We start from the raw sequence: 24,391 nt of genomic DNA on the forward strand, positions 1-24,391 counted from the left end.
CCCTAACGGGAGAAACTCGCAAAAATACACTGGCCTCGGCAGCCAGTCGGAAACCACCGCCTAAGGGTAACCAACATTAAAGGCTCATGCCAACCGTCAGCGTTAAAAATAGCCGAAACCGCTCGCCGCTTCTTCTATGCTGAAAACAGCGCGTTGGCCATTTCACGACAAGGGATCCGTTCTTCATGCACATTCGCTCTTCGCTCAAACATTATTGGCAAGTGCGGCCCAGGCTGCTGTTTTCTGTCGGCGCCGGGCTGTTGTGCTTTCTGCTGCTGCCCGCCCAGCTCTCGTTGCTGCAGCGCTTGATGATCGGCTGGAATACGCTGGCCTGGCTCTACCTGCTGTTTCTCTGGCGGCTGATGCTGGTCAGCACGCCGCAGCACATTCGCCAGATCGCCCGGCGACAGGATGAAAGCGCCAGCACGGTGTTGGCGCTGGTCAGTTTCGGTTGTCTGGTGAGCATTCTGGCGATCCTGTTCGAATTGAGCAGCGCCAAACAGGCCAGCGACTCGCTGAAAACCCTGCATCTGGCGTTAACCGGCGGAACGCTGGCGGTCTCCTGGCTGCTGCTGCCGACCGCCTTCACCATGCACTACGCCCATCAATTTTATCGCCAGGGTGCGCAGCAGGAGCCTTTGCCGCTGCTGTTCCCCGGCAATCTCACCGAGCCGACCTATCTGGACTTCGCCTACTTCTCTTTCACCATCGCGGTCGCCTCGCAAACCGCCGACGTGGCGGTCGGCGCCGCGGAGGTGCGTAAAATCGCGCTCGTACAGTCGGTTATTTCGTTCGTGTTCAACATGCTGATCCTGGGCCTGTCTATCAACGTCGGCGCCGGCCTGCTGGGCTGAAAACGAAAAAGGCTCCCCGCAGGGAGCCTTTTGCATCGTGCAACAGGTGCCGAAGATTACAGAACGTCTACCGCGTTCAGATCTTTGAAAGCCTGCTCCAGACGCGTCACCATGCTGGTCTGCGCTGCGCGCAGCCATACGCGTGGATCGTAGTATTTCTTGTTCGGCTGATCGGCGCCTTTCGGGTTGCCCAGCTGGCCCTGCAGGTAAGCTTCATTCGCTTTGTAGTACTGCAGGATGCCGTCCCAGGTCGCCCATTGGGTGTCGGTGTCGATGTTCATCTTGATCACGCCGTAACCCACAGACTCTTTGATCTCTGCGTCGGTAGAACCGGAACCGCCGTGGAACACGAAGTTCAGGCTGTTGTGCGGCAGGTTGAATTTCTTGGACACGTAGTCCTGAGAATCACGCAGGATGGTCGGGGTCAGCTTGACGTTGCCTGGCTTGTACACGCCGTGCACGTTACCGAAGGAGGCAGCGATGGTGAAGCGCGGGCTGATGGCGTTCAGTTTTTCGTACGCGTAAGCCACGTCTTCCGGCTGGGTGTACAGAGCGGATGCGTCCATATGGCTGTTGTCCACGCCATCTTCTTCACCGCCGGTGCAGCCCAGTTCGATTTCCAGCGTCATGCCGATTTTGGCCATGCGCTTCAGGTAGGCGCTGCAGATCTCGATGTTTTCTTCCAGAGACTCTTCAGACAGATCGATCATGTGGGAAGAGAACAGCGGTTTGCCGGTAGCGGCGAAGTGCTTCTCGCCGGCGTCCAGCAGGCCGTCCAGCCATGGCAGCAGTTTCTTCGCGCAGTGGTCGGTGTGCAGGATCACCGGCACGCCGTAGTGTTCAGCCATCTGGTGAACGTGGTGTGCGCCGGAGATGGCGCCCAGAATCGCTGCGCCCTGAGGCACATCGGTCTTCACGCCTTTGCCGGCGATGAACGCGGCGCCGCCGTTGGAGAACTGAACGATGACCGGCGCGCGCACTTTAGCCGCGGCTTCCAGCACTGCGTTAATGGAGTCGGTACCCACGCAGTTTACCGCTGGCAGCGCAAAGTTGTTCTCTTTAGCAACTGCGAAGACTTTCTGAACGTCATCACCCGTGATGACACCCGGTTTTACGAAATCAAAAATTTTAGACATGTTACTTTGTCCTGTTTCGTCGGCCGTAGATGGATGTAAATCGATGTTTTCACGCCGCGCAGCGTGAGCCGCGCGGTATAAAACAAACGGGCGGCTTTCGCCTCCCGTTGTCTGAATTACTGCTTAGCGCGCTCTTCCAGCATCACGACTGCAGGCAGCGGTTTCCCTTCAACGAATTCCAGGAATGCGCCACCGCCGGTGGAGATGTAGGAAATTTTGTCAGCGATACCGAACAGATCGATGGCTGCCAGAGTGTCGCCGCCGCCAGCGATAGAGAAAGCGTCGCTATCGGCGATCGCGCGGGCGACAATTTCGGTGCCCTTACGGAAGTTAGGGAACTCGAATACGCCAACCGGGCCATTCCACAGAATGGTCTTGGCGTTCTTCAGGATAACGGCCAAACGCTCGGCAGAGACGTCGCCCATATCCAGAATTTGCTCGTTGTCCTGGATTTCGTTGGCCTGCTTCACGGTCGCGGTCGCGGTTTCGGAGAACTCGGTCGCTACGCGCACGTCGGTCGGAACCGGGATGTCGCAGGTTTCCAGCAGTTTCTGCGCGTTCGGGATCAGGTCAGGTTCGTACAGGGACTGGCCCACGTTGTTGCCCTGCGCCGCCACGAAGGTGTTGGCGATGCCGCCGCCGACGATCAGCTGATCGGCGATTTTGGACAGGGAATCCAGCACGGTCAGTTTGGTGGAGACTTTAGAACCGCCCACGATGGCGACCATCGGACGGGCCGGGTTGCCCAGGGCCTTGCCCAGCGCTTCCAGCTCGGCGGACAGCAGCGGGCCGGCACAGGCGACGGGCGCGAACTTGCCCACGCCGTGGGTGGAAGCCTGCGCGCGGTGCGCGGTGCCGAACGCGTCCATTACGTACACGTCGCACAGCGCCGCGTATTTCTTGGACAGGGTTTCGTCGTCTTTCTTCTCGCCCTTGTTGAAACGGACGTTTTCCAGCACCACCAGTTCGCCTTCGGCGACGTCGACGCCATCCAGATAATCCTTCGCCAGACGCACTGGGGATTTCAGGTGTTCTTTCAGGTAGTTAACAACAGGCAGCAGGGAGAATTCTTCGTTGTACTCGCCTTCGGTAGGACGACCCAGGTGGGAGGTTACCATCACGCGGGCGCCTTGCTTCAGCGCAGCTTCGATAGTCGGCAGGGAAGCGCGGATACGCGCGTCGGAAGTCACTTTACCGTCTTTTACCGGCACGTTCAGATCGGAGCGGATCAGTACGCGTTTACCCGCCAGATCCAGATCGGTCATCTTAATTACAGACATGGTGAACCCTCTTTATTGAATCTCTATAAAATTGCCTGAGCAGCGCGCCAATCACGCCGGCGCCGCCGTACTAGAAACCGCTGGCGGCCATTGCCCGTGTTGTATCCAACATCCGATTGGCAAAGCCCCATTCATTGTCGCACCAGACCAAGGTCTTTATCAGGTGCTGCCCGCTGACCCGGGTCTGCGTACCGTCGACGATAGCGCTGTGCGGGTCATGGTTAAAATCGATCGAGACCAATGGTAATTCCGTGTAGTCAACTATACCACGAAATGATTCCCGTGCGGCCTTTTGCAACAGCTGGTTGACCTCCGCCACCTTCACCGCGGCGCTCACGCTGACGCTGAGATCGATAGCCGTCACGTTGATGGTCGGCACGCGCACCGAGATCGCCTCGAAGCGATCGCAAAACTGCGGGAAGATACGGGTGATGCCCGCGGCCAGCTTGGTGTCGACCGGAATGATCGACTGGCTCGCCGCGCGGGTGCGCCGCAAATCCGCGTGATACGCGTCGATCACCGGCTGATCGTTCATCGCCGAGTGAATGGTGGTCACTGTGCCGGATTCGATGCTGTAGGCGTCGTCCAGCAGCTTGATCACCGGAATAATGCAGTTGGTGGTGCACGAGGCGTTGGACACGATGCGATGTTCCGCCAACAGCGTCTGATGGTTGACGCCGAACACGATGGTGGCGTCCAGATCGTTGCCGCCCGGATGGGCGAACAGCACTTTCTTCGCCCCCGCCGCCAGATGGGCTTCGCCATCCGCCCGGCTGCCGTACACGCCGCTGCAGTCCAGCACCACGTCGACGCCCAGCTCGCCCCAGGGCAACTGCTCCACCGCCGGCTGATGCAACAGGCGAATCGCGTCGTCCCCGACGCTCAGCGTGTCGCACTCTTGCCGCACATCCCAGGCGAAGCGGCCGTGGCTGGAATCGTACTTCAGCAGATGAGCCATGCCCTCGGCATTCGCCAGCTCGTTGATCGCCACCACGGAAATTTCCGCCCGTCGTCCCGATTCGTACAGTGCGCGCAATACGCTGCGGCCGATGCGGCCAAAGCCGTTTATCGCTATGCGGATGGTCATGCTGCTCCTGAAAAAGGGCCGTCCCGCCGGGCTGACTCACCGGCGCCGGGCCGGCGCTGACTGGTTGTCTCACTAACCCGCATAGAGTAGTGGATCGCACCGCCCGCTGTGAATCGCCGCGTTTGCATTATTCCCGCGCTTCAGCGGCTTTTCACCGCCGTCACATCGGCATTTCTGTCGAAGAGTGCTTCAACTGAAACGCTTCAGCTGAGCATAAACCAAAGTTTTGGCAAAAGGAACAGGTGCAACAGTTCCACAAGTAACGGAGGGGAGTTTTACGAGCATAAGATGATCTGGCGCACATTTTTGGCCTCAAGGCCGCGGCGGATTTTCACTCGCCGGCCCCGTTTCGCCGTAGTGCTTGCGGAAATAGTCGCGCAAAAATTCGACCGTCACCCGCACTTTCGCCGACGTTGCCAGCCGGGAAACGTACACCGCCCGGAAAAGATCGCCGCTAGCGGTTTAACTCTGTAAACGGAGCGCCCGCGTCTGCGGGCGTCCTGATTAGGCTTTCGGGAATATCCACAGATGCTCGGCCGGCAGGGAGAGCCGGCACAGCGCCCGATCGCGCGCTTCGTGGCCATAGGCGCGCACCACGAAATCCTCGGCCACGGTGCGGAACAGGTATTCCCAGCGATCGCCGAGATACATGCTGGTCAGCAGCGGCAGCTCAAGCTGGTTGCCCTGCGGATCTTCGCCCAACCGCACGCGCTCCACGCGGATCACCGCCGAGCCCTCCTGGCCGACCTGCACGCCTGCGCCCGCTTTGCCCCACAGCGCCCAATCCTTGCCTTCGATGCGCGCCCGGTCGCCTTCCAGCGCGACGATCTTGCCCGGCAAGCGGTTATTGCTGCCCATGAACTCGGCGGTGAACAGCGTGGTGGGCGAACCGTACATCTCCTGTGGCGTGCCCTGCTGCTCGATTTTGCCGTTATTGAGCAGCAGGATGCGATCGGAAATGGCCATCGCCTCGTTCTGATCGTGAGTCACCATCAGCGCCGACAGGCCAAGCTTGATGATCAATTCGCGCAGGAATACCCGCGCCTCTTCGCGCAGCTTGGCGTCAAGGTTGGACAGCGGCTCGTCCAGCAGGATCACCGGCGGGTTGTAGACCAGCGCACGCCCAATCGCCACGCGCTGCTGCTGGCCGCCGGATAGCTGGTGCGGATGGCGTTTGGCCAGATGCCCCAACCCGAGCTGATCCAGCACCGCCTGCACCCGTTGGGTGATTTCCGCCGAGGCGATCTTACGCAGCTTCAGCGGGTAAGCGACGTTCTCAAACACCGTTTTATGCGGCCACAGCGCGTAGGACTGAAACACCAGCCCCAGATTGCGCTCTTCGGCGGGGATTTCGCTGCGTGCGCTGCCGTTGTACACCGCGCTGTTGCCGATGACGATCCGGCCCTGGCTCGGTTTCTCCAGCCCGGCCACCGCCCGCAGCAGCGTGGTTTTGCCGCTGCCCGACGGGCCCAGCAGCGAGACCACTTCGCCCCGTTTCAGATCCATCGACACCCCTTTCAGCACCGGGTTGTCGCCATAGGTCAAATGCAGATTCTCTACCGAAAGTTCAATCATGTAATTTCACTCCAAAGCGCAAGGCGATCCCTAACCCCAGCACCACCAGCAGGATATTGATGAACGACAGCGCGGCGACGATATCGATAGCGCCCGCGGCCCACAGGGAAACCAGCATCGAGCCGATGGTTTCCGTGCCCGGAGACAGCAGATACACCCCGGTGGAGTATTCGCGTTCAAAAATCAGGAACATCAGCAGCCAGGAGCCGATCAGGCCGTAGCGCGACAGCGGAATGGTGACGTGGCGAGTGATCTGGCCGCGGCTGGCGCCGGCGCTGCGCGCCGCCTCCTCCAGTTCCGGCCCCACCTGCAGCAGCGTGGAAGAGATCAGCCGCAGGCCGTAAGCCATCCACACCACGGTGTACGCCAGCCAGACGCTGAAGATGGTGCTGCGCAGCGAACGCAGCCAGACAATCCAGTTAGCACGCAGCCACTCGGCCATCGGCAGCGCCGACAGCCAGCCCTCCTTGAGCGATTTGTCCAGCCACATCGGCAGGAACAGAAACACCCACAGGAACGCCAGACCGGCCAGCAGCCCCGGCACCGCGCGCGGCACCAGCACGCTGTAGTCGAGGAAGCGCGTGGCGCCATCCGGCTTGCGGTGCATGGCGATGCCGATGAACAGATAGCACGCCACCGCCAGCGCCCCGCCAATCACCCCAATCGCCATTGAGTTGACGATGGCGCGCAGCAGGTTGGGCTGCGCCCAGATGGTGCGGAAGGTGTTGATCGACAGCTCGTCCCAGACTGACACGCCCACGCCCCAGTTGGAGATAAAGGCGCGCAGCACCACGCCGATCAGCGGCACGCCGATGGTCACGGTCAGCCAGAACACCACCACCGCGCCGGCCACCCAGCGCCATTTGCCCAGCGGCAGCGCACGGGCCTGCGAGGCTTTGCCCTTGACGGTAACGAAGCGGTTGGCGGTGCGCATCAGCCGGCGCTGCAGCATCACCAGCGGAATGGTGATGCAGATCAGCACCACCGCCACCGCCGCCATCAGGTGGTAAGACGGCGTGCCCAGCTTGTTGGTCAACTGGTACAGGTAGGTCGCCAGCACCAGATTGCCCTCCGGATCCCCCAGCACCAGCATCAGGCCGAACACTTCCAGCCCGAGGAAGAACAGCAGCACCCCGGCGTACAGGATAGACGGCCGCACCATCGGCAGGCTGACGGCGGTCATCACCTGCAGCGGCGTGGCGCCGGCGGTGCGCGCCGCTTCTTCAACGTCGGAGCCCACGCTGCGCAGCGCCGAGGAGATGTACAGATACGCGTGGGGCACGTGCGTCAATCCGGCTATCACCACGATGCTGGCCATCGAATAGATGTTCCACGGCACGAAGCCCAGCAGCGCCTGCGCCCACAGCGAGAAGAAGCCCACCGGCCCCGCCGCCACCACGTAGCCGAAGCCCAGCACCATCGGCGACACGAAGATCGGCACCAGAATCAGCGGCTCGATGATCCGCCGCCCCGGCAGATCGGTGCGCACCATCAGGAAGGCCAAAATGCCACCGAGGGGGATGGCGATGATCACCAGGCCGAATGCCAAAATAAAGCCGCTCTTCAGCGCTTTGTAGAAATCCGGATCGGTAAAGATGAACTCGAAGGCCTCCAGGCTGAAGACCTTGGAGGGAGAGAAAAACGGTGCCGAGAGGAAGCTTTGAATGATGATAAACGACAGGGGGACATAGATAACCAGCGCGGTTATCAACACCACCAGGCCGCGCGGCAGGCTCTGCCACTTTCTGCGCCATGCTTGCATAAATGCTCCCTATGGTTGTAAACGACGACCAAAGGGCGCGCGCCTATAAGGCAGGCGCGCGTCCGAATGCAGTCCCTGTTATTTCGCCGCGGCGGCGCGCCACTGTTTGATGTAGTCGAGGCGTTTGGCCGGCTGCAGATATTCCAGCAGGCTGTCGTCGACCGGGATCGGCTTGAGCGCGTTACCCAACAGCTTGGTCATGCCGTCGATGTCGTTCTTGCCTTCGATGTCGTTGCGGATCGAGGGGATATCCGCCTGATTGGCGAGAATACTTTGCCCTTTCTCCGACAGCACGTAGTCGAACCACAGCTTGGCGGCGTTAGGGTTGCCGGCCTCTTTGCTGATGAAGCTCACGCGCGACAGCACCAGGGTATAGTCTTTCGGATAGACGATGCCGAGCGACGGGTCGCTCTTGGCGCGGGCCTCGGCGTACGAACCGAGGATATTGAAGCCGATCAGGTTTTCACCGGAGGAGACGCGCTCCATCATGGTGCCGGTGGAGGATTGCACCGCCAGCCCGCCCTTGGCCACGTCGGCCAGCGTTTTGAAGTAGTTGGGATCGGCCTTGAAGTCCTGCACCGACAGCATGAAGCCGACGCCGGATTTTTCGATGTCGTACGTGGTGACTTTCTTCTTGAATTTGTCCGTCTGGCCGGCGATCAGCTTGGCCAGCGCCGCGTGCGAATCCGGCACATCGCCTTGCGGGATCAGGCGTTTGTTATAGATAAACACCACCGGCTCATAGGTGGTGCCATACACTTTATCTTGCCATACCGCCCATTTCGGCAGCTGGGCCTGCTCAGGGGAGGCATACTCCTGCGCGTAATCGCCCGCCAGTTTCAAAATGGTGTCCATCGACGAGCTCCACACCACGTCGCCGCTGGTGCCGCCGGCCGCCTGCTCGCTGATGAAGCGGTTATAGAGTTCGGTGCTGTTCATGTCGTTGTATTCCACCTTGATGCCCGGATACAACGCCTCGAACCCCTGGATCAGCGGCGCCGCCGCCTTGGTGTCGGTGGTCGAGTAAATCACCACCTTGCCTTCTTTCTTCGCGCCGTCGACCCATTTCTGATAGTCGGCGGGGTAGCCCGCCGGGAAGGCCGCATAGGCGGAAACGGAGCCCAGTAAGGTGATTGCAGCTACGGTCGCGCTGATTTTTTTCATCATCATCCATCCCCTGATCACATTTAATAAACCAAAAATTAACATATAGTTAATAACTGCAACGAGGCAACGGCGTTGCTTTGTTATCTTTCGGTTTTGTGAGGTTGGACATTTTTTAGCCAACAAAAAAGCCCGGCAGCGCGGGCTTTGCGGCACTTTCTGTTGCAGACTATTCGGCCAGGCAAGAGCGCCGCAGCAGGCGAATTCGCTGTACGATGGCGATCTTGGAAACTTCAGGACAAACGCCGGCATTCAACCCGCGATATGCCGATCTTTTTCACCCGCAAACCGGTCGAAGACGGCCATGTCTCTTTCGCCTATGACTCTTTCAAACCGCATATCGAAATCCCGCTGTCGATAGACAGGGTGGCGCGCGCAAGCTAAAGCCCTGCCGAGCCGGTCGCCATGATCCCTCTGTGCGGCCGGTTCACGCCAGGATAAACAGCGCTGGATTAATCAGGTTTTTGTCGCCGAATTATTATATCCTGCCGGACGAAAATTTTGCGGGCGCTCGCGGCCCCCTGCGCCTGCCCTCTGCGGTTCTCCATCCGCAGCCAGGCCGTTTATTTCATGAATACAGGCAGTGCCATACCGTTATGACCAAGAGTTTATCCCCGAAAGACATTATCGCCCTGGGCTTTATGACCTTCGCCCTGTTTGTCGGCGCCGGCAACATCATTTTCCCCCCGCTGGTGGGGCTGCAGTCCGGCGAGCATCTGTGGCCGGCCGCCCTCGGTTTTATGGTGACCGCTGTCGCCTTGCCGGTGATCGCCGTGATCGCGCTGGCGCGCGTCGGCGGCAGCATCAGCCTGCTGACCGGCCCCATCGGCCGCACCGCCGGCCTGCTGTTGGCGACCGTCTGCTATCTGGCGCTCGGCCCGCTGTTCGCCACGCCGCGAACCGCCAATGTCTCTTTCGCCCTCGGCATCGCGCCCTTCACCGGCGACGGCGCCCTGCCGCAGTTCATCTACAGCCTGCTGTTCTTTACCCTGGCGATGATCGTCTCGCTGTATCCCGGCCGCTTGCTCGATAACGTCGGCCATATTCTGGCGCCGCTAAAAATTCTGGCGCTGGCCGCGCTCGGCATCGCCGCCCTGGTTTGGCCCGCCGGTGAACCGGTCTCCGCCGTCGGCAGCTATCAGGCAGCGGCGTTTTCCACCGGCTTCGTGCAGGGGTATCAAACCATGGACACGCTGTCGGCGCTGATGTTCGGCTCGATTATCGTCACCGCCGCCCGCTCGCGCGGCGTCAGCGACAGCGGCCTGCTGCTGCGCTACACCCTGTGGGCCAGCCTGATCGCCGGCGTCGGCCTGACGCTGGTCTATATCTGCATGTTCAAGCTCGGCGCCGGCAGCGGCGGCCTGGTCGAGAGTGGCGCTCAGGATGGCGCGGCGATCCTGCACGCCTATGTGCAGCACACCTTCGGCGATCTGGGCAGCATCTTTATGGCGGTGCTGATGTTCATCGCCTGCCTGGTGACGGCGGTCGGCATGACCTGCGCCTGCGCGGACTTCTTCTCCCGCTACCTGCCGCTCTCTTACCGCGCGCTGGTGGTCATCCTCGCCCTCTTCGCCATGCTGGTCTCCAACATGGGGCTGGCCAATCTGATCCGCGTCTCGCTGCCGGTGCTGACGGCGATCTATCCGCCCTGCATCGCGCTGGTGTTGCTCAGCTTCAGTCAGAACCACTGGCGCAGCGCCAAGCGCGTCTTCGCGCCGGTGATCGCCACCAGCCTGGTGTTTGGCCTCGCCGACGGCCTGAAGGCCTCCAGCTTCAGCGGCCTGCTGCCCGCCTGGTTCGATAAGCTGCCGCTGGCCGAACAGGGTCTGGTCTGGCTGCAGCCTACGCTGCTGGTGCTGTTGCTGGCGGCGGCTTACGACCGGTTGCGCAGCGTCGAAAGCGCCAACGCCGCGTCGTAACCGCGGGTTCCGCCCATAAAAAAAGCCGGTCACGATGACCGGCTTTCTTATCGGCTGGCGCCATGCCGCTTACTTCAGCAGCGCCTGCGCCTTGGCCACCACGTTGTCCACGGTGAAGCCGAACTCGGCGAACAGCTGCTCCGCCGGCGCCGACTCACCGAAGGTGGTCATGCCCACGATGGCGCCGTTCAGCCCCACGTACTTGTACCAGTAGTCCGCGATACCCGCTTCCACCGCCACGCGCGCCGTTACCGCCGCCGGCAGCACCGACTCGCGGTACGCCGCATCCTGCTTGTCGAACGCGTCGGTCGACGGCATCGACACCACGCGCACCTTGCGGCCCGCCGCGGTCAGCTTGTCCGCCGCTTCCACCGTGATGCCCACTTCGGAGCCGGTGGCAATCAGGATGACGTCCGGCGTGCCCGCGCAGTCTTTCAGCACGTAGCCGCCGCGGTACACGTTCGCCAGCTGCTCTGCGGTGCGTGGCTGCTGGGTCAGGTTCTGGCGCGAGAACACGAGCGTGGTCGGGCCGTCGTTGCGCTCGATGCCGTACTGCCACGCCACCGCCGATTCCACCTGGTCGCACGGGCGCCAGGTGCTCATGTTCGGGGTCACGCGCAGGCTTGCCAGCTGCTCCACCGGCTGGTGGGTCGGGCCGTCTTCGCCCAGACCGATGGAGTCGTGGGTGTAGACGAACACGTTGCGCAGCTTCATCAGCGCCGCCATGCGCACCGCGTTGCGGGCGTATTCCACGAACATCAGGAAAGTCGCCGAGTACGGCAGGAAGCCGCCGTGCAGCGCGATGCCGTTGGTGATGGCGGTCATGCCGAACTCGCGCACGCCGTAATGAATGTAGTTGCCCGCCGGGTCAACGTTCAGCGCTTTCGAGCCGGACCACATGGTCAGGTTGCTCGGCGCCAGGTCGGCAGAGCCGCCCAGGAACTCCGGCAGCACCTTGCCGAACGCTTCCAGCGCGTTCTGCGACGCCTTGCGGCTGGCGATGTTGGCCGGGTTGGCCTGCAGTTTTTCCACGAACGCCTTGGCGTCGGCTTTCCAGTCGGCCGGCAGCTCGCCGTTCATGCGGCGCTTGAACTCGGCGGCCAGCTCCGGGAAGGCCCTGGCGTAGGCGGCGAATTTGTCGTTCCAGGCCGCTTCTTTGGCCTGACCGGCTTCCTTGGCGTCCCACTGGGCGTAGATGTCCTGCGGGATTTCAAAGGCGGCGTATTTCCAGCCCAGCGCTTCGCGGGTGGCGGCCACTTCGGCGGCGCCCAGCGCGGCGCCGTGCACGTCATGGGTGCCGGCCTTGTTCGGCGAACCGAAGCCGATAACGGTCTTGCACATCAGCAGCGACGGCTTGTCGGTCACCTTGCGGGCTTCTTCAATCGCGGCCTTGATGGCGTCCGGGTTGTGGCCGTCGACGTTGCGCACCACGTGCCAGCCGTAGGCTTCGAAGCGCAGGGCGGTGTCGTCGGTGAACCAGCCGTCGACGTGGCCGTCGATGGAGATGCCGTTGTCATCGTAGAAAGCGGTCAGCTTGCCGAGCTTGAGGGTACCGGCCAGAGAGCAGACTTCGTGCGAGATGCCTTCCATCATGCAGCCGTCGCCCATGAAGGCGTAGGTGTGGTGGTCGACGATGTCGTGGCCCGGGCGGTTGAACTGCGCCGCCAGGGTGCGTTCGGCGATGGCGAAACCGACGGCGTTGGCGATGCCCTGGCCCAGCGGGCCGGTGGTGGTCTCAACGCCCGGGGTGTAGCCGTACTCCGGGTGCCCTGGGGTTTTGGAATGCAGTTGACGGAAGTTTTCCAGCTCGCGCATCGGCAGGTCGTAGCCGGTGAGGTGCAGGAGGCTGTAAATCAACATGGAGCCGTGGCCGTTGGAGAGCACGAAACGGTCGCGGTCAGCCCAGTGCGGATTAGTCGGGTTGTGGTTGAGGTAGTCACGCCACAGGACTTCGGCGATGTCCGCCATGCCCATAGGGGCACCCGGGTGGCCGGAATTGGCTTTTTGTACGGCGTCCATGCTGAGTGCGCGGATGGCGTTGGCAAGCTCTTTACGAGAGGACATGTTTTACTCCAGGTCGGATAAAAAAAGCAGTCAAGTTCCCTATTTTCTCAGACTCCACATCACAACGGCAATCCCTAATGCCAAATGAGAGCGAGTTCACCACTTATTAGCACGATTGGACGCTTTTTCGGAATAACACTATTCTCGCCCCGGCTGGCGTACACTAGGCTCTTGCAACAAGATTTCCTCCAAGCAAAATGACTCTTTTACCTTGTTACCTTCACAGGAAGATGGCGTTATGAAGATCCGTACCTCTTTGATTGCGTTGGGCATTGCCACCCTGGCAACCGGCTGTCAAAACTTGAATACCGAAACCTTGATGCAGTCCGGCGCGCAGGCGTTCCAGGCGGCGACCCTGAGCAACAACGACGTTAAGGCCCTGAGTGATAAATCCTGCGCCGAGATGGACAGCAAGGCACAAATCGCGCCGGCCGACAGCACCTACGCCAAGCGTCTCAACAAAATCGCCGCGGCGCTGGGCGACAACATCAACGGCACCCCGGCCAACTACAAGGTCTACGTGACCAAAGACGTCAACGCCTGGGCGATGGCCAACGGCTGCATCCGCGTCTACAGCGGCCTGATGGACATGATGAACGACAACGAAGTCGAAGGCGTGCTGGGCCATGAAATGGGCCACGTGGCGCTGGGCCACACCCGCAAGGCGATGCAGGTGGCTTACGGCACCGTGGCGCTGCGCACCGCGGCGTCCTCCGCCGGGGGCGTCATCGGCTCGCTGTCGCAGTCGCAGCTGGCGGACATCGGCGAGAAGCTGGTCAGCGCCCAGTTCTCGCAGAAGCAGGAAAGCGAAGCGGATGATTACTCGTTCGATCTGCTGAAAAAGCGCGGCATCGATCCGAATGGCCTGGCCACCAGCTTCGAAAAACTGGCCCAGATGGAAGCCGGCCGTCAGAGCAGCATGTTCGACGATCACCCGTCTTCCCAAGCGCGCGCTCAGCACATTCGCGATCGCATCGCGGCAGAGAAATAACCACGAGAACGCCCGGCAATCGCCGGGCGTTTTTTATCGTCTCAATACAGCGTCTTCTGCGGCGGCCCGGCGAAGGTCAGCGGCCCGACCTGCTTCATGTCCACCTCGACCACCGACGGCCCCGGGTAGTTGATCGCCTCGGCCAGCACGCCGTTGAACTGCGACGCCGCGTCCACCTTCCAGGCTTTCAACCCCATCGCTTCGGCGATCTGGGTAAAGGCCGGCGTATGCAGCTCGTTGTAATACTGACGCCCGGCGAAGTACTTGTCCTGAATGCCGCGCATCACGCCATAACCGCCGTCGTTCATGATAATCAGGGTGATGTTCACCTGTTCCTGCGCCATGGTCGCCAGCTCGCCCAGGCCCAGCGCCAGACCACCGTCGCCCACCAGCCCCACCACCTTGCGCTGCGGGTTGGCGATCGCGGTGCCGATGGCCATCGGCAGCCCCATACCGATGGCGCCCGCCAGCGAGTGAATGTTGCACAGCGGCGAGATCGCCCGGAACAGCCGGCTGCCCCAGACGCTGCCGGAAACGGTGATATCGCGTACCAGCAACCCGTCCTGCGGCAGCGCGGCGTCGATGGCGTCGTTGAGTTTGGCGTATTCGCCGGACTGCTGGCGCAGCGCGCTCTCCGCCTGCTGCACCGCCCCCGCGATCTCGGCATCCCACTCGGCGTTGACCTTCTCGCCGGGGCTCAGCCGCGCCGCCAGCGCCGCCAGCAGCGCCGCACAGTCGCCGTTGATCTGTTCATCGGCCAGATAGTTGCGGTTGGCCGCCGCCGGATCGATGTCAATCTGCACCAGCGGGCGCGGCAGCGGCAGCGTCCAGGTGCGGGTTTCATTACTGCGCAGGCGCGAACCGGCCACCAGCGTCAGATCGCACTGCGTCAGGATCGCTTCGATGCTCGGTGAGTTATGGAACGCCCGCAGGCTGCGCGGATGGCTGTCCGGCAGAATGCCGCGCCCGTGGGTGCTGGAGATCACCGCTACGCCGGCGTCCGCCAGCTTGCGCACCGCGTCGCCGCAGGCCAAGGCGCCGCCCCCCAACCACAGCAGCGGACGCTTGGCCTGTTTCAGCCGCTGATGCAGCCGTTCCACCGCCGCATCGTCCGCCTTCGGCAGCGGCGCCGGCGCCAACGGCTCGGTCAGCACCGAACGGGAAACCAGGCTGCTTTGAATATCGATCGGGATCTCGACCGCCACCGGGCCGCAGGGCACGGTTTGCGCATCCAGGATCGCCCGCTGGATCACCGCCACCGCCTGCTCCGGCGAATTGACCCGGTAAGCGCGTTTGGAGCAGGCGCGCAGGAAGCCGAGCTGATCGCGGGTTTCATGAATAAAACCGGCGTCGGCGTCCAGATAGGCTTTTTCCACCTGGCCGGTGATATGCAGCAGCGGCGTGTTGGCGTTGAGCGCCTCAATCATCGCCCCCACCGCGTTGCCGGCGCCGGCGCCGGTGCTGGTCAACGCCACGCCCAGGCCGGAGAAGCGCCCGTGCGCGTCGGCCATGGTGACCGCCCCCGCTTCGCCGCGCGCCGGCACGAAGCGAATTTTATCGCGCTGCCCCACCGCATCGGCGATCGGCAGATTATGAATCGAAATGATGCCGTACATCGCCGACACCGCGTACTGTTCCAGAGTCCGGGCTATCGCCTCGCCAACCGTGATTTTATCGCTCATCATCTGCCTTCTTAGGGTATTCGTTATTAGGGTTATGCGTAGAGGTGTCGGCCTAGTCGCTCCAGCGACTCACCTGATGGCTCAGCGCCAGATACACGCTTTTCTGCTGCATGTAGGCCTTGATGCCGTTCAGGCCTTTTTCGCGGCCCAGCCCGCTCTCCTTGAAGCCGCCGAACGGCGTGGAAATCGAGAACGTTTTGTAGGTGTTGACCCAGACGGTGCCGGTTTCCAGCCGCTCCGCCAGCGCCATCGCACGAGGGAAGTCGCGGCTCCAGATGCCGGCCGCCAGGCCGTACACCGAGTCGTTAGCCTGTTCAGTCAGCTGTTGCTCGTCGTCGAACGGCAGCGCCACCAGCACCGGGCCGAAGATCTCTTCCTGGCAAACGCGGGCGTCGTTGTTCAAGCCTTCGATAATGGTCGGCAGGTAATAGCTGCCGCTCGCCAGTAGCGGATCGGCCGGCACTTCGCCGCCGATGATCACCCGGCCGCCCTCCTGCCGCGCCAGCGCCACGTAGTCCGCTACGCTTTGCCGATGTTTGGCGCTGATCAGCGGGCCGAGATGCACGCCCGGCACCAGCGGGTTGCCGATGCGCAGCCCCGCCGTCAGTTCGGTCAAGCGCGCCAGCAGCGGCTGATACAGCGAACGATGCACGAACAGCCGCGAACCGGCGATGCATGCCTGGCCGGCGGAGCTGAAAATGCCATAGCAGATGCCGCGCGCCGCCTGTTCCAGATCGGCGTCCTCCAGCACGATGGTCGGCGACTTACCGCCCAATTCCAGCGAAGTGGGGATCAGCTTGTCGGCGGCGATGTGCGCCAAATGGCGCCCGGTACTGGTCCCGCCGGTAAAGGCGATCTTTTTCACCAGCGGATGGCGCGCCAACGCCTCGCCGATCACCGAACCTTTGCCCGGCAACACGCTGAGCAGCCCGGCCGGCAGGCCCGCCTGTTCGAACAGCTCGGCCAGCTTCAGCGCCATCAACGGCGTGGCTTCGGCCGGTTTGAGCACCACCGCGTTGCCCGCCGCCAGCGCCGGCGCCACCTTCTGCATTTCGCTGGCGATCGGCGAGTTCCACGGCGTAATGGCGGCGATCACCCCCATCGGTTGGTACTGGCTGAGCGTCATCACCTCAGCGCTGCGCGGGGTCGGCAGCTCGCCTTCCAACACCTCGCAGGCGGCCGCGAAGTAGCGCGCGGTCGCCGCCGCGCTGGCCACCAGCCCACGGGTCTCGGCCAGCGGCTTGCCGTTGTCGCGGGTTTGCAGCTCGGCCAACTGCTCCTGCTGCGCCAGGATCAGGTTGCTGACGCGGTAGAGGATCGAGGCGCGTTGATGCGGCACCAGCCCGCGCCATTCCGGCGCGCGCCAGGCGCGCTCCGCCGCTTCCACCGCCTCGTTCACGTCCTCGACGTTGGCGGCGCGCAGCCGCGCGTTGACGCTGCCGTCGGCCGGGAATACCGAAGCCATCTCTTCGCCACGCCCTTCACGCCAGCGCCCGGCGACAAAAATATTCAATCGTTCCATGCTCCGCTCCTGCCGTTCAGGCAATAAAACCGCCGTCCACCAGACGGCGGCAGGCTTGTACCGCGCTCAGCGCCGCCAGGGTTGATGTTTTGGGATTGCTTGCCAGCGGGGTGCCGCTCAGCTCGATGTGAAATTCGCCAAAGTCGCCGCATACCTGCAGACGATGGGTATTGCGCCGGGTGGCGGGATCGACCTGCAGGCGCACCCGGGTGGCGTCCATCCCCAGACCGTTGAGCGCAATGGTGGCCGCCACGTTGGCATTGGCCGGGAACAAACGCGCCGCTTCGCGCGCCGAGCCTTCAAAAAATACCTGCGCTTCGCTCACCGCATCGAGGTCGATCAGCTGCTCCGCCGGGCTGCCTCGCCAGCTGGCCGGGCTTTTGCTGGCCTGATAAGTCACGCTCTCCAGCCCGCCTTCGCGCGCCGACGCCAGCCCATCCATCCCCGCCACCGCACCGGACAGCACGATCAGCTGCCCGTGATGGCGGCGGCAAACCTGCTGCAGCCGCTGTTGCAATGCGGCGTCCGCCAGCGCGCCGGTCGAGATCAGCGCCAGCGGCCAGCCGCGCTGCAGCACCGCTTCGCCGAACTCCGCCACCGCCTGCTGGCTGGCGCACTCCAGCACCAGATCCGGCCGCTGCAAACACTGCTCGGGATGGGTCAGCGCCTGCACCCGCCCGCCAAAGGCCGCGGCGATCGCCGCATGATGAGCCGCGCGCGCCAGGATCCAGCCAACCTCCACGCCTTCCGGCAAACGGGCGATCACTTCCTTCGCCATCGCGCCGTAGCCAATCATCATGATCTTCTTCATCTTTATCGGCCCCTGCTACACATGGCGGTTAAAGCCGCCGGATACGTCCAGCGCCGCGCCGGTGGTAAAGGAAGCCAGCGGCGAGGCGAGGAACAGCAGCGCCTGCGCCGGCTCCTGCGGCTTGCCCAGGCGCTTCATCGGGATGCCGCGCCGTTCGGCGATCGCCGCCGTCCACTGTTCCCAGCTTTGATCTTTATCGCTGCGCTCGTCGAAACGGCGGCGCCACTGGCCTGACTCCACCATCCCCAGCAAGATCGAGTTAACGCGAATGCCTTTGCCCACCAGCTCTTTCGACAGCGTCAGCGTCATGTTGAGCAGCGCGGCGCGCGCCGCCGAGGTGGCGATCATGTGTTCTTCCGGCTGTAGCGCCAGCAGCGAGTTCACGCAGGTGATAGACGCGATCGCCGACCGTTCCAGCGCCGGTAAGAACGCCTGCACCGGGTTGATCACGCCGAACAGCTTCAGCTCGGCCTCATGCAGCCAGGCTTCGCGCGGCGTCTGGTCAAAATGGGCGACGAAGCCCTGACCGGCGTTGTTGATCAGCAGATCCACGCCGCCGAAATGCGCCGTCACCTGAGCGGCGAACTGCGCCACCTGCTGCGCGTCCAGCACGTCGCAGCGCAGCGCCAGGATCTCCGCCTGCGGGAAGTCCGCACGCAGGCTGGCCTCCGCGCCGGCAAGTTTGTCCGGATCGCGGCCGCAGAACGCCACCTTCGCCCCTTCGGCCAGCAGCAGCTTCAGGGTTTCGAAACCGATGCCCGACGAGCCGCCGGTCACCACCGCCACCCGGTTTTCAAGCTGAAAATTCATCGTTGGATTGCTCCCGTAAAGTCCCGCAGATAGCGGTTGAAACACGCCGGCGCGTCGAGGTAGCTGGCATGGCCGGCGGCGGCGATCAAACGCAGCATCGCGTCCTGCTCACGCGCCAGCTCGGCCGCCTTCTCCGGCGGCGTAATGCGATCCTGTTCACCACACCACACCTCCAGCGGGCCGCGATAGCGCGCCAGATAGCGGCCGATATCGTCGTTGGCCAGCATCCAGGCTGCTCTCAGAAAGCCGTCGGGATCGAGCTGCTGCATGCCGTTGCGCACCCAGGCGATGTCCTGCGGATCCGCCCCTTCACGCAGCAAGGCCGCCGCCCGCTGCTCGCCGTAGCCCACCGGCCCCAGCGTCTCTATCATCTGTTGGCGCTGGCCATAGACCTGCCGGCGTTTTTCCTCCGGCACCATGGCATAGCCCTGCGCCGGATCCGCCAACGCCAATCCGCATAACCCGTCCGGATAGCCGGCGGCATAGGCGCTGCCGATCAGCGCCCCCAGCGAATGGCCGACGATCAGCGGCTGCGCCAGCTGCAGCTCATCAATCAGCGCCGCCAACGCCGCCGCATAACCGGCGGCATCGGCCTGCGGATCCGCCAACGGCAGGCTGCCGCCGTAGCCCGGCGCGTCCCACGCCAACAGACGGTGGCCATCCGTCAGGCCGCTATCGTTGAGCTGCTTGATCCACGAGGCCGATCCGGAGCTGATGCCGTGCAGCAACACCACCGGCCGCCCCTGCCCGGCCTCGCGCCAGCTCAGGGTATACGCCCCGCAGCGCGCCCGTTGGCGTTGCGCCAGGCCGTTCATCAGTTGCGCTTCACTTTGGATAGCGGATGATCCGCCGGATAGGTTGGGATCTCCGGCTTGGCGGTGCCGAGCATCACGCACATCAGCGCCTCTTCCTCACCGTGGTTGAACAGGCCACGATATACCCCCGCCGGCACCGAGATCAGATCGCGCTCTTTCAGCCTGGTCTCGTAATACTCTTCCCCATCCTGAATCATCAGCGTGATGCTGCCTTTCAGCATGAAGAACACTTCCTCCACGTCGTCGTGCAGGTGCAGCGGGCCCTCGCACTTCGACGGCAGCACCATGGTGGAGAAGGTGAAGTTGCCCGCCGGAATGGTGTTGGCGTCGCTGGCCACGCCGGTGGCGCCGGTGCCGATGTAGCGCATCTGCGCACGGCGGTATTTCGGATCAAAGTCGGCCTGGAATTTCAGCGCGTTCCAGTCGTATTTACGGCCTTCGAAACGGGCGATGCGCGACTCCACCCAGTTTTCCATCGACAGATCCTGCGGCTTGACGCCGGCTTTGTTCTCAACCTGAGACATGTTGTCACTCCTCTGTTGAATCGATTGATTAATCAGTACTTTCTCAGTAACGGCAGCAGAATGAGGCAGCCGACGAAAGCCATCACCACCAGGAACAGCAGGCCGTTATCCATATTGCCGGTAGCGGCGATCAACGCCCCCATCAGCACCGGCGCCAGCGCGCCGGCAAAATTGCCCAACCCGTTGAAGATGCCGCCGGCGGTGGCGCTGACCTTGCTGCTGGTCGCCTTCGCCAACAGCGCGAAAATATTCGGCGCGCCGGCGCCCCACATAAAGGTGCTGAAGGCCATGGCGGCGATTACGCTGTAGGTGCCCTGCAGGTGCAGCACCACCGCCAGACCGAGGCCGGCGCCGCACAGCGACAGGAAACAGGCCAGCGCGCGCCGATCCAGCTTGTCCGACAGCCAGGCGCCCAGCACTTCGCCGAGCAGCATGGCGATGAACGGCAGCGAAGAGAGGTAACCGGCATGCTCCAGATGAATGCCTTTCCCCTTGATCAGATAGCTCGGCAACCAGCCGTTCATGCCCCACAGGTAGGTCAGGAAGGCGATGTTGAACAGGCAGATCATCCAAAAGTGCGGGCTGCGCAGCAGCTCGCGGCGATGCTGTTTGCGTTCGGACACCGCCGGCTTGGTTGCCGCCGCCGGGCGCGCGACGTTCAGGTGGCGCATGCCGAACAGCACCAGCAACATCACCGGCAGCGTCAGAAACGCCATAAAGAAGAAGGTGGCCTGCCAGTCGAAGGTATTGAGGATGTACAGGGTGACCGGGAAGCCAAGCGCGGCGCCCAGCGGCGTGCCGAGCAGCCACAGCATGGTGGCGCGCGCCTGCAGCTGCGGCGGGAAGGCCTGACGAATAATGGCGTAGGCCATCGGCAGCAGCGGCCCTTCGGCGATGCCGAGCAGAATGCGCAGCGTCATCATGGCGTGATAGGAACGCGTCATCCCCATCAACACCATCAGCACGCCCCACACCACCATCATGCCAATCAATACCTTGACCGGATTAAGCCGATCGCCGATGCCGCTGAGCAGCATCGAGGAAATGCCGTAGGAGAACAGAAACGCGCTCATCAGCAAGCCCAGCCGCGCCGGGTCAAACCCGATGCCCAACGCCTGCTGAAACTCACTATCGGAAAACAGCGCTGCGATGCTGATCTTGTCGAAAAACGCCAGCAGCACGCAGGCGAACAGCGCGATCGGCACCGACCAGCGCACCCGCTGCTGCGGATTTTCGGCAACGGCTTCCCCCGCCCGTCCAGCGCGGGCGTCAATGTCTTGCGTAGTCATAAAACGCTCCCGAGGTTCGGGCGTTATTTCAACGCCATCAAAGAAAACTCCGCATCCGCCAGCTGCTGCGGATCCAGCACCCGGCCGCTCGCCAGCCAACGCTTGCCGAGCTTGATGGTGCGCGCATCGTTGAACGCCACCATCTGCACCAGCTGCCGATCGGCGTTCAGCGTGAAGAACACCTGCGACTGCGGCGTGCGGCGCACCACATGGTGCACGCCGCCGCTCGGCACGCCGAGGATCTGGATATTGGCGTCGTATTGATCCGACCAAAGCCAGGCCACGTCGTCATACGGTGCGGCGAAGGCGTCGAGCATCGCGCAGGCGGTGCTGATGGCCTGATTTTGCGCGTAGGCCCAGGACTGCAGGCACAGGCCGAGCGTCGGGTGGCGCGCCACGTCGCCGGCGGCGAAGATCGCCGGATGGCTGGTGCGCCCCTGGCCGTCGACCACGATGCCGGACTCGATCGCCAGCCCGGCGCTGCGCGCCAGTTCGAGATTCAGCTCGACGCCGATCCCCACCACCACCAGGTCGAAGGCCTGCGGATCGCTGACTTCGCTGCCGATCCAGGCGGCGCCATCGCGATCTTCCAACGAGATCTCGCCGCAGCCGCACAGCACCGTGACGCCCTGCTGACGATGCAGTTCGAGCAACGCCTGTGAAACGTCGGCGCCGACGCTGCGCATGCACAGCGCGGGCTGGCGTTCAAACACCGTCACCTTGGCGCCGAGACGGCGCGCGGAAGCGGCGATCTCAAGCCCGATCCAACCGCCGCCGACGATCGCCAGGCGCCCGCAACCCTGCAGGCCCTGCCGCAACCGAGCCGCATCGTCCCAGGAACGCAGCGTCATCACGCGCGGGTGCTGCGCCCAGGCGGCGCCCGGCAAACGCGGCCGACCGCCGGTGGCGATCAGCAACTGCTCGAACTGCAGCCGTTGCCCGTCGCTGAGCGTGACGATTTGCTGTTCTGCATCGATGGACTCGGCGCGCAGCGGGCGGCGCCAGTCGATATTCAGCTCCGCCACCGTCTGTTCGCTGAACAGCCGGCTGAGGGGAGCCGCGGCATCCAGCAGCGCCGCTTTCGACAGCGGCGGCCGCTCGTAAAAATCGTAGGGTTCGTCGCTGACCACCGTCAGCCGGCCGCTGTAACCGCGATCGCGCAGCGTCTTGGCCGCCCAGCCGCCGGCCTGGCCGCCGCCGACGATGACGATGCCCGCGTGTTCCGGCCGGTTCATAACGCCTCCGCCTTTTTATGCTGGCGGCGCGTGTCGTGATCGATGCCGCCCTCTACCGCCCATTCGGTGAAGGAGACCAACGAATGCTCCAGCTCGCGCGGCTGCCAGTTTTCCGTCAGATAATCGTCGTTGGTGTAGTACTCGAACGCCCCGCCGGTCGGGCTGTTGACGTACCAGAAATAAGCCGAGGAGATCGGGTGGCGGCCGGGGCCGATAAAGGTGCTCCACTTCTCCTTGTTCATGGCGATGCCGCCGCCGATCACTTCGTGGATATCGCGCACGGTGAACGCCACGTGGTTCAGGCCGCGTGGACGGTTCGGCAGTTTCAGCAGGAACAGGTTATGGTGGCCGCCGCGCGCCTGGGTACGCAGGAAGACGGCGCGATCGATATAGCGATCGGAAACCTGGAAATCCAACAGCTCGCGATAGAAACGCTCGGTCGCCGCCAGATCCTCAACGAAGAACACCACGTGGCCAATGTTGATCGGCTGCGCCTGCGAATAGACCGGGCTGGGTTGATCGATGCGGCGCACGTCGCCCCATTGGTTGATCGGCGTGACCGGCACCTCGACCGCCTGCTGGCGGCTGACGACGAAGCGCAGCGTCATGCCGTTGGGATCGAGGCATTCCAGCTCTTCTCCCACCTGCCGGAAGCCGGGCATCAACGCCAAACGCGGCTGCAGGCGCGCCAGCTCGGCGGGCGAGGCCACGCCCCAGGTCATGCGGCGCAGGGTTGAACCGCCCTCAAACGCCGCAGGCAGCGCCGCGCTTTGCAACGGATGCAGGACGACACGCGCCCCGCTCAGGGTGGTGAATTCGCGCTGCGGTTCGCCCCAATGTTGCGTGGCGGGCTGCAGGCCGAAGTCTTGCATGAATTTTTCGCAGGTTGGCAGATCTTCGACGCCAAATTCCAGTTTTTCGATTCCGATTACGCTCATTGTTCAGCCTCACGTTCTCGCTGCATACGGTTTTCAGGCATGAGTCAACCCCGGCCCCTATTTGCTACGGGCCTTATCCCTGCCTGAGTAAAAGAGTCGGTCCTGTCGGTTAGCCGACGTTGGCCTGCGGCGGCGCGCCGAGGAAGCCGGAAATTTTCTCCGCCGCGTCGCGTACTTCCATGCGCAGCCGCTCGCGATCCGCTTTCGGGATCTCATCGGACGGCACCATGATGCTGACCACCGCCTCGACCCGCTGCTCGCGGTTGAAGATCGGGTAGACGATCGAGGAGATGCCGTGGCGGAAGAACGACTCGCCGATCACATAGCCGCGCGCTTTGTCTTGCTGCACCATCTGCCACAGCGTTTCGCGATCCGCCGGGGTGCCCGGCGCATTGCCCGGCAGCTGCGCGTCCGGATAAAGTTGTTCGAACTCGCTGCGGGTGGCGCTGGTCAACAGCATGCGGCCGAGCGAGGTTTGATGCACCGGCAAGCGAGTGCCGACGCTGACCTGATTGATCTGCGAACCGGCGGCGCTGACGCGGGCGATGTAGATAACGTCGCGCCCATCGCGGATCGCCAGATGACTGCTGCACTGGCTGCGATCGCGCAGCTGCTCGATCACCGGCTGGCCGGCCTGCGCCACGTCCAGCGACGCGATGTATTCAAAGCCGAGGCGCAGCACCTTGATGCCGAGCGCAAAGGTGTTGGTGCGCGGATTGCGTTCCAGAAAGCCCAGGTGCTCAAGCGTCTGCACCACACGGTAGGCGGTGGCCTTCGGCATATCGACCAGGCGATGCAACTCGGCGAAGGTCATTTCCTTATGCTGCTCGCCAAACGCCAGCAGCAGCTGCAACCCGCGATCCAGCCCCGGGATCAGATACTTACATGCTTGCTCGTCCGCCATCTCTCGCTCCTGCGCTGTGCGCCGGCCCT

The 24,391-nt window shown here is 63.0% G+C and carries 20 protein-coding genes and 1 pseudogene; 3 read left to right on the forward strand and 18 right to left on the reverse strand.

Annotated features, from left to right (window positions below; genetic code table 11):
• The first annotated feature begins 185 nt into the window (after window positions 1-185).
• On the forward strand, window positions 186-854 hold the full coding sequence (locus ACF8MC_RS13725; protein ID WP_033635872.1) for a DUF1345 domain-containing protein: 669 nt from the start codon (window positions 186-188) through the stop codon (window positions 852-854).
• A gap of 56 nt (window positions 855-910) precedes the next feature.
• Here ACF8MC_RS13725 and fbaA read toward each other — a convergent pair whose 3' ends face one another.
• The 7 genes and pseudogenes from fbaA to ACF8MC_RS13760 all read right to left on the reverse strand — a co-directional run bounded on the left by fbaA (window position 911) and on the right by ACF8MC_RS13760 (window position 8,861).
• Window positions 911-1,990, reverse strand: coding sequence for a class II fructose-bisphosphate aldolase (gene fbaA / locus ACF8MC_RS13730; protein WP_025304179.1), 1,080 nt, complete (start codon window positions 1,988-1,990; stop codon window positions 911-913).
• 116 nt (window positions 1,991-2,106) lie between these two features.
• Entirely contained in the window at window positions 2,107-3,270 is a 1,164-nt protein-coding gene (pgk, locus tag ACF8MC_RS13735; RefSeq protein ID WP_028127700.1) for a phosphoglycerate kinase, read from the reverse strand.
• A 70-nt stretch (window positions 3,271-3,340) separates the two neighbouring features.
• Window positions 3,341-4,357 carry an erythrose-4-phosphate dehydrogenase gene (gene epd / locus ACF8MC_RS13740; RefSeq protein WP_004931582.1) on the reverse strand — a complete coding sequence of 339 codons (1,017 nt, stop codon included), beginning with the start codon at window positions 4,355-4,357 and terminating at the stop codon, window positions 3,341-3,343.
• 312 nt (window positions 4,358-4,669) lie between these two features.
• Window positions 4,670-4,795: pseudogene (locus ACF8MC_RS13745) on the reverse strand (LysR family transcriptional regulator); the annotation flags it as partial.
• Between the two features lie 66 nt (window positions 4,796-4,861).
• Entirely contained in the window at window positions 4,862-5,932 is a 1,071-nt protein-coding gene (locus ACF8MC_RS13750; protein ID WP_164097731.1) for an ABC transporter ATP-binding protein, read from the reverse strand.
• Window positions 5,925-7,694 carry an iron ABC transporter permease gene (locus ACF8MC_RS13755; protein WP_033635883.1) on the reverse strand — a complete coding sequence of 590 codons (1,770 nt, stop codon included), beginning with the start codon at window positions 7,692-7,694 and terminating at the stop codon, window positions 5,925-5,927. The genes ACF8MC_RS13750 and ACF8MC_RS13755 overlap by 8 nt, the downstream gene beginning before the upstream one ends.
• A 78-nt stretch (window positions 7,695-7,772) precedes the next feature.
• On the reverse strand, window positions 7,773-8,861 hold the full coding sequence (locus ACF8MC_RS13760; RefSeq protein ID WP_039567916.1) for an ABC transporter substrate-binding protein: 1,089 nt from the start codon (window positions 8,859-8,861) through the stop codon (window positions 7,773-7,775).
• A 593-nt stretch (window positions 8,862-9,454) separates the two neighbouring features.
• Between ACF8MC_RS13760 and brnQ the strand changes: the two genes are divergently transcribed.
• Complete coding sequence (gene brnQ / locus ACF8MC_RS13765; RefSeq protein ID WP_060388353.1) at window positions 9,455-10,777, forward strand: branched-chain amino acid transport system II carrier protein; 1,323 nt, start codon at window positions 9,455-9,457, stop codon at window positions 10,775-10,777.
• Between the two features lie 69 nt (window positions 10,778-10,846).
• Here brnQ and tkt read toward each other — a convergent pair whose 3' ends face one another.
• Window positions 10,847-12,841, reverse strand: a complete 1,995-nt coding sequence (gene tkt / locus ACF8MC_RS13770) for a transketolase (RefSeq protein ID WP_033632127.1) — start codon at window positions 12,839-12,841, stop codon at window positions 10,847-10,849.
• A gap of 238 nt (window positions 12,842-13,079) precedes the next feature.
• On the opposite strand from tkt, the gene ACF8MC_RS13775 reads away from it, so the two are divergent.
• Window positions 13,080-13,832 carry a M48 family metallopeptidase gene (locus ACF8MC_RS13775; protein ID WP_033654702.1) on the forward strand — a complete coding sequence of 251 codons (753 nt, stop codon included), beginning with the start codon at window positions 13,080-13,082 and terminating at the stop codon, window positions 13,830-13,832.
• Window positions 13,833-13,873: 41 nt separating this feature from the next.
• On the opposite strand, the gene ACF8MC_RS13780 is transcribed toward ACF8MC_RS13775, so the two are convergent.
• From ACF8MC_RS13780 to ACF8MC_RS13825, 10 genes are all read right to left on the reverse strand, one after another.
• Window positions 13,874-15,514: a thiamine pyrophosphate-binding protein gene (locus ACF8MC_RS13780; RefSeq protein WP_033654701.1), complete on the reverse strand. Its 1,641-nt coding sequence runs from the start codon at window positions 15,512-15,514 to the stop codon at window positions 13,874-13,876.
• Between the two features lie 52 nt (window positions 15,515-15,566).
• Window positions 15,567-17,036, reverse strand: coding sequence for an aldehyde dehydrogenase (locus ACF8MC_RS13785; RefSeq protein WP_164105258.1), 1,470 nt, complete (start codon window positions 17,034-17,036; stop codon window positions 15,567-15,569).
• A gap of 16 nt (window positions 17,037-17,052) precedes the next feature.
• Window positions 17,053-17,847, reverse strand: a complete 795-nt coding sequence (locus ACF8MC_RS13790) for an aspartate dehydrogenase (RefSeq protein WP_033635893.1) — start codon at window positions 17,845-17,847, stop codon at window positions 17,053-17,055.
• A 15-nt stretch (window positions 17,848-17,862) separates the two neighbouring features.
• Window positions 17,863-18,657 (reverse strand): SDR family oxidoreductase, encoded by a 795-nt coding sequence (locus tag ACF8MC_RS13795; RefSeq protein WP_049235414.1) that lies wholly within the window; start codon window positions 18,655-18,657, stop codon window positions 17,863-17,865.
• Window positions 18,654-19,472, reverse strand: coding sequence for an alpha/beta fold hydrolase (locus ACF8MC_RS13800; RefSeq protein WP_164105257.1), 819 nt, complete (start codon window positions 19,470-19,472; stop codon window positions 18,654-18,656). The genes ACF8MC_RS13795 and ACF8MC_RS13800 overlap by 4 nt, the downstream gene beginning before the upstream one ends.
• On the reverse strand, window positions 19,472-19,996 hold the full coding sequence (locus ACF8MC_RS13805; protein WP_004937634.1) for a cupin domain-containing protein: 525 nt from the start codon (window positions 19,994-19,996) through the stop codon (window positions 19,472-19,474). The genes ACF8MC_RS13800 and ACF8MC_RS13805 overlap by 1 nt, the downstream gene beginning before the upstream one ends.
• Before the next feature lie 32 nt (window positions 19,997-20,028).
• Window positions 20,029-21,285: an MFS transporter gene (locus tag ACF8MC_RS13810; RefSeq protein WP_033635897.1), complete on the reverse strand. Its 1,257-nt coding sequence runs from the start codon at window positions 21,283-21,285 to the stop codon at window positions 20,029-20,031.
• Window positions 21,286-21,308: 23 nt separating this feature from the next.
• The gene (locus ACF8MC_RS13815; protein ID WP_060388217.1) at window positions 21,309-22,520 is read right to left on the reverse strand and encodes an NAD(P)/FAD-dependent oxidoreductase; all 1,212 of its coding nucleotides are present in this window, start codon (window positions 22,518-22,520) and stop codon (window positions 21,309-21,311) included.
• Complete coding sequence (locus tag ACF8MC_RS13820; protein ID WP_049195187.1) at window positions 22,517-23,458, reverse strand: VOC family protein; 942 nt, start codon at window positions 23,456-23,458, stop codon at window positions 22,517-22,519. The genes ACF8MC_RS13815 and ACF8MC_RS13820 overlap by 4 nt, the downstream gene beginning before the upstream one ends.
• Before the next feature lie 109 nt (window positions 23,459-23,567).
• Window positions 23,568-24,362 (reverse strand): IclR family transcriptional regulator, encoded by a 795-nt coding sequence (locus ACF8MC_RS13825; protein ID WP_004937625.1) that lies wholly within the window; start codon window positions 24,360-24,362, stop codon window positions 23,568-23,570.
• Window positions 24,363-24,391 lie beyond the last annotated feature (29 nt).

Origin of the sequence: Serratia sp. LACPHL-BACT-2024-00286 (assembly GCF_043109535.1) — a bacterium.
In the GTDB taxonomy this organism is placed as follows: Bacteria; Pseudomonadota; Gammaproteobacteria; order Enterobacterales; family Enterobacteriaceae; genus Serratia; species Serratia sarumanii.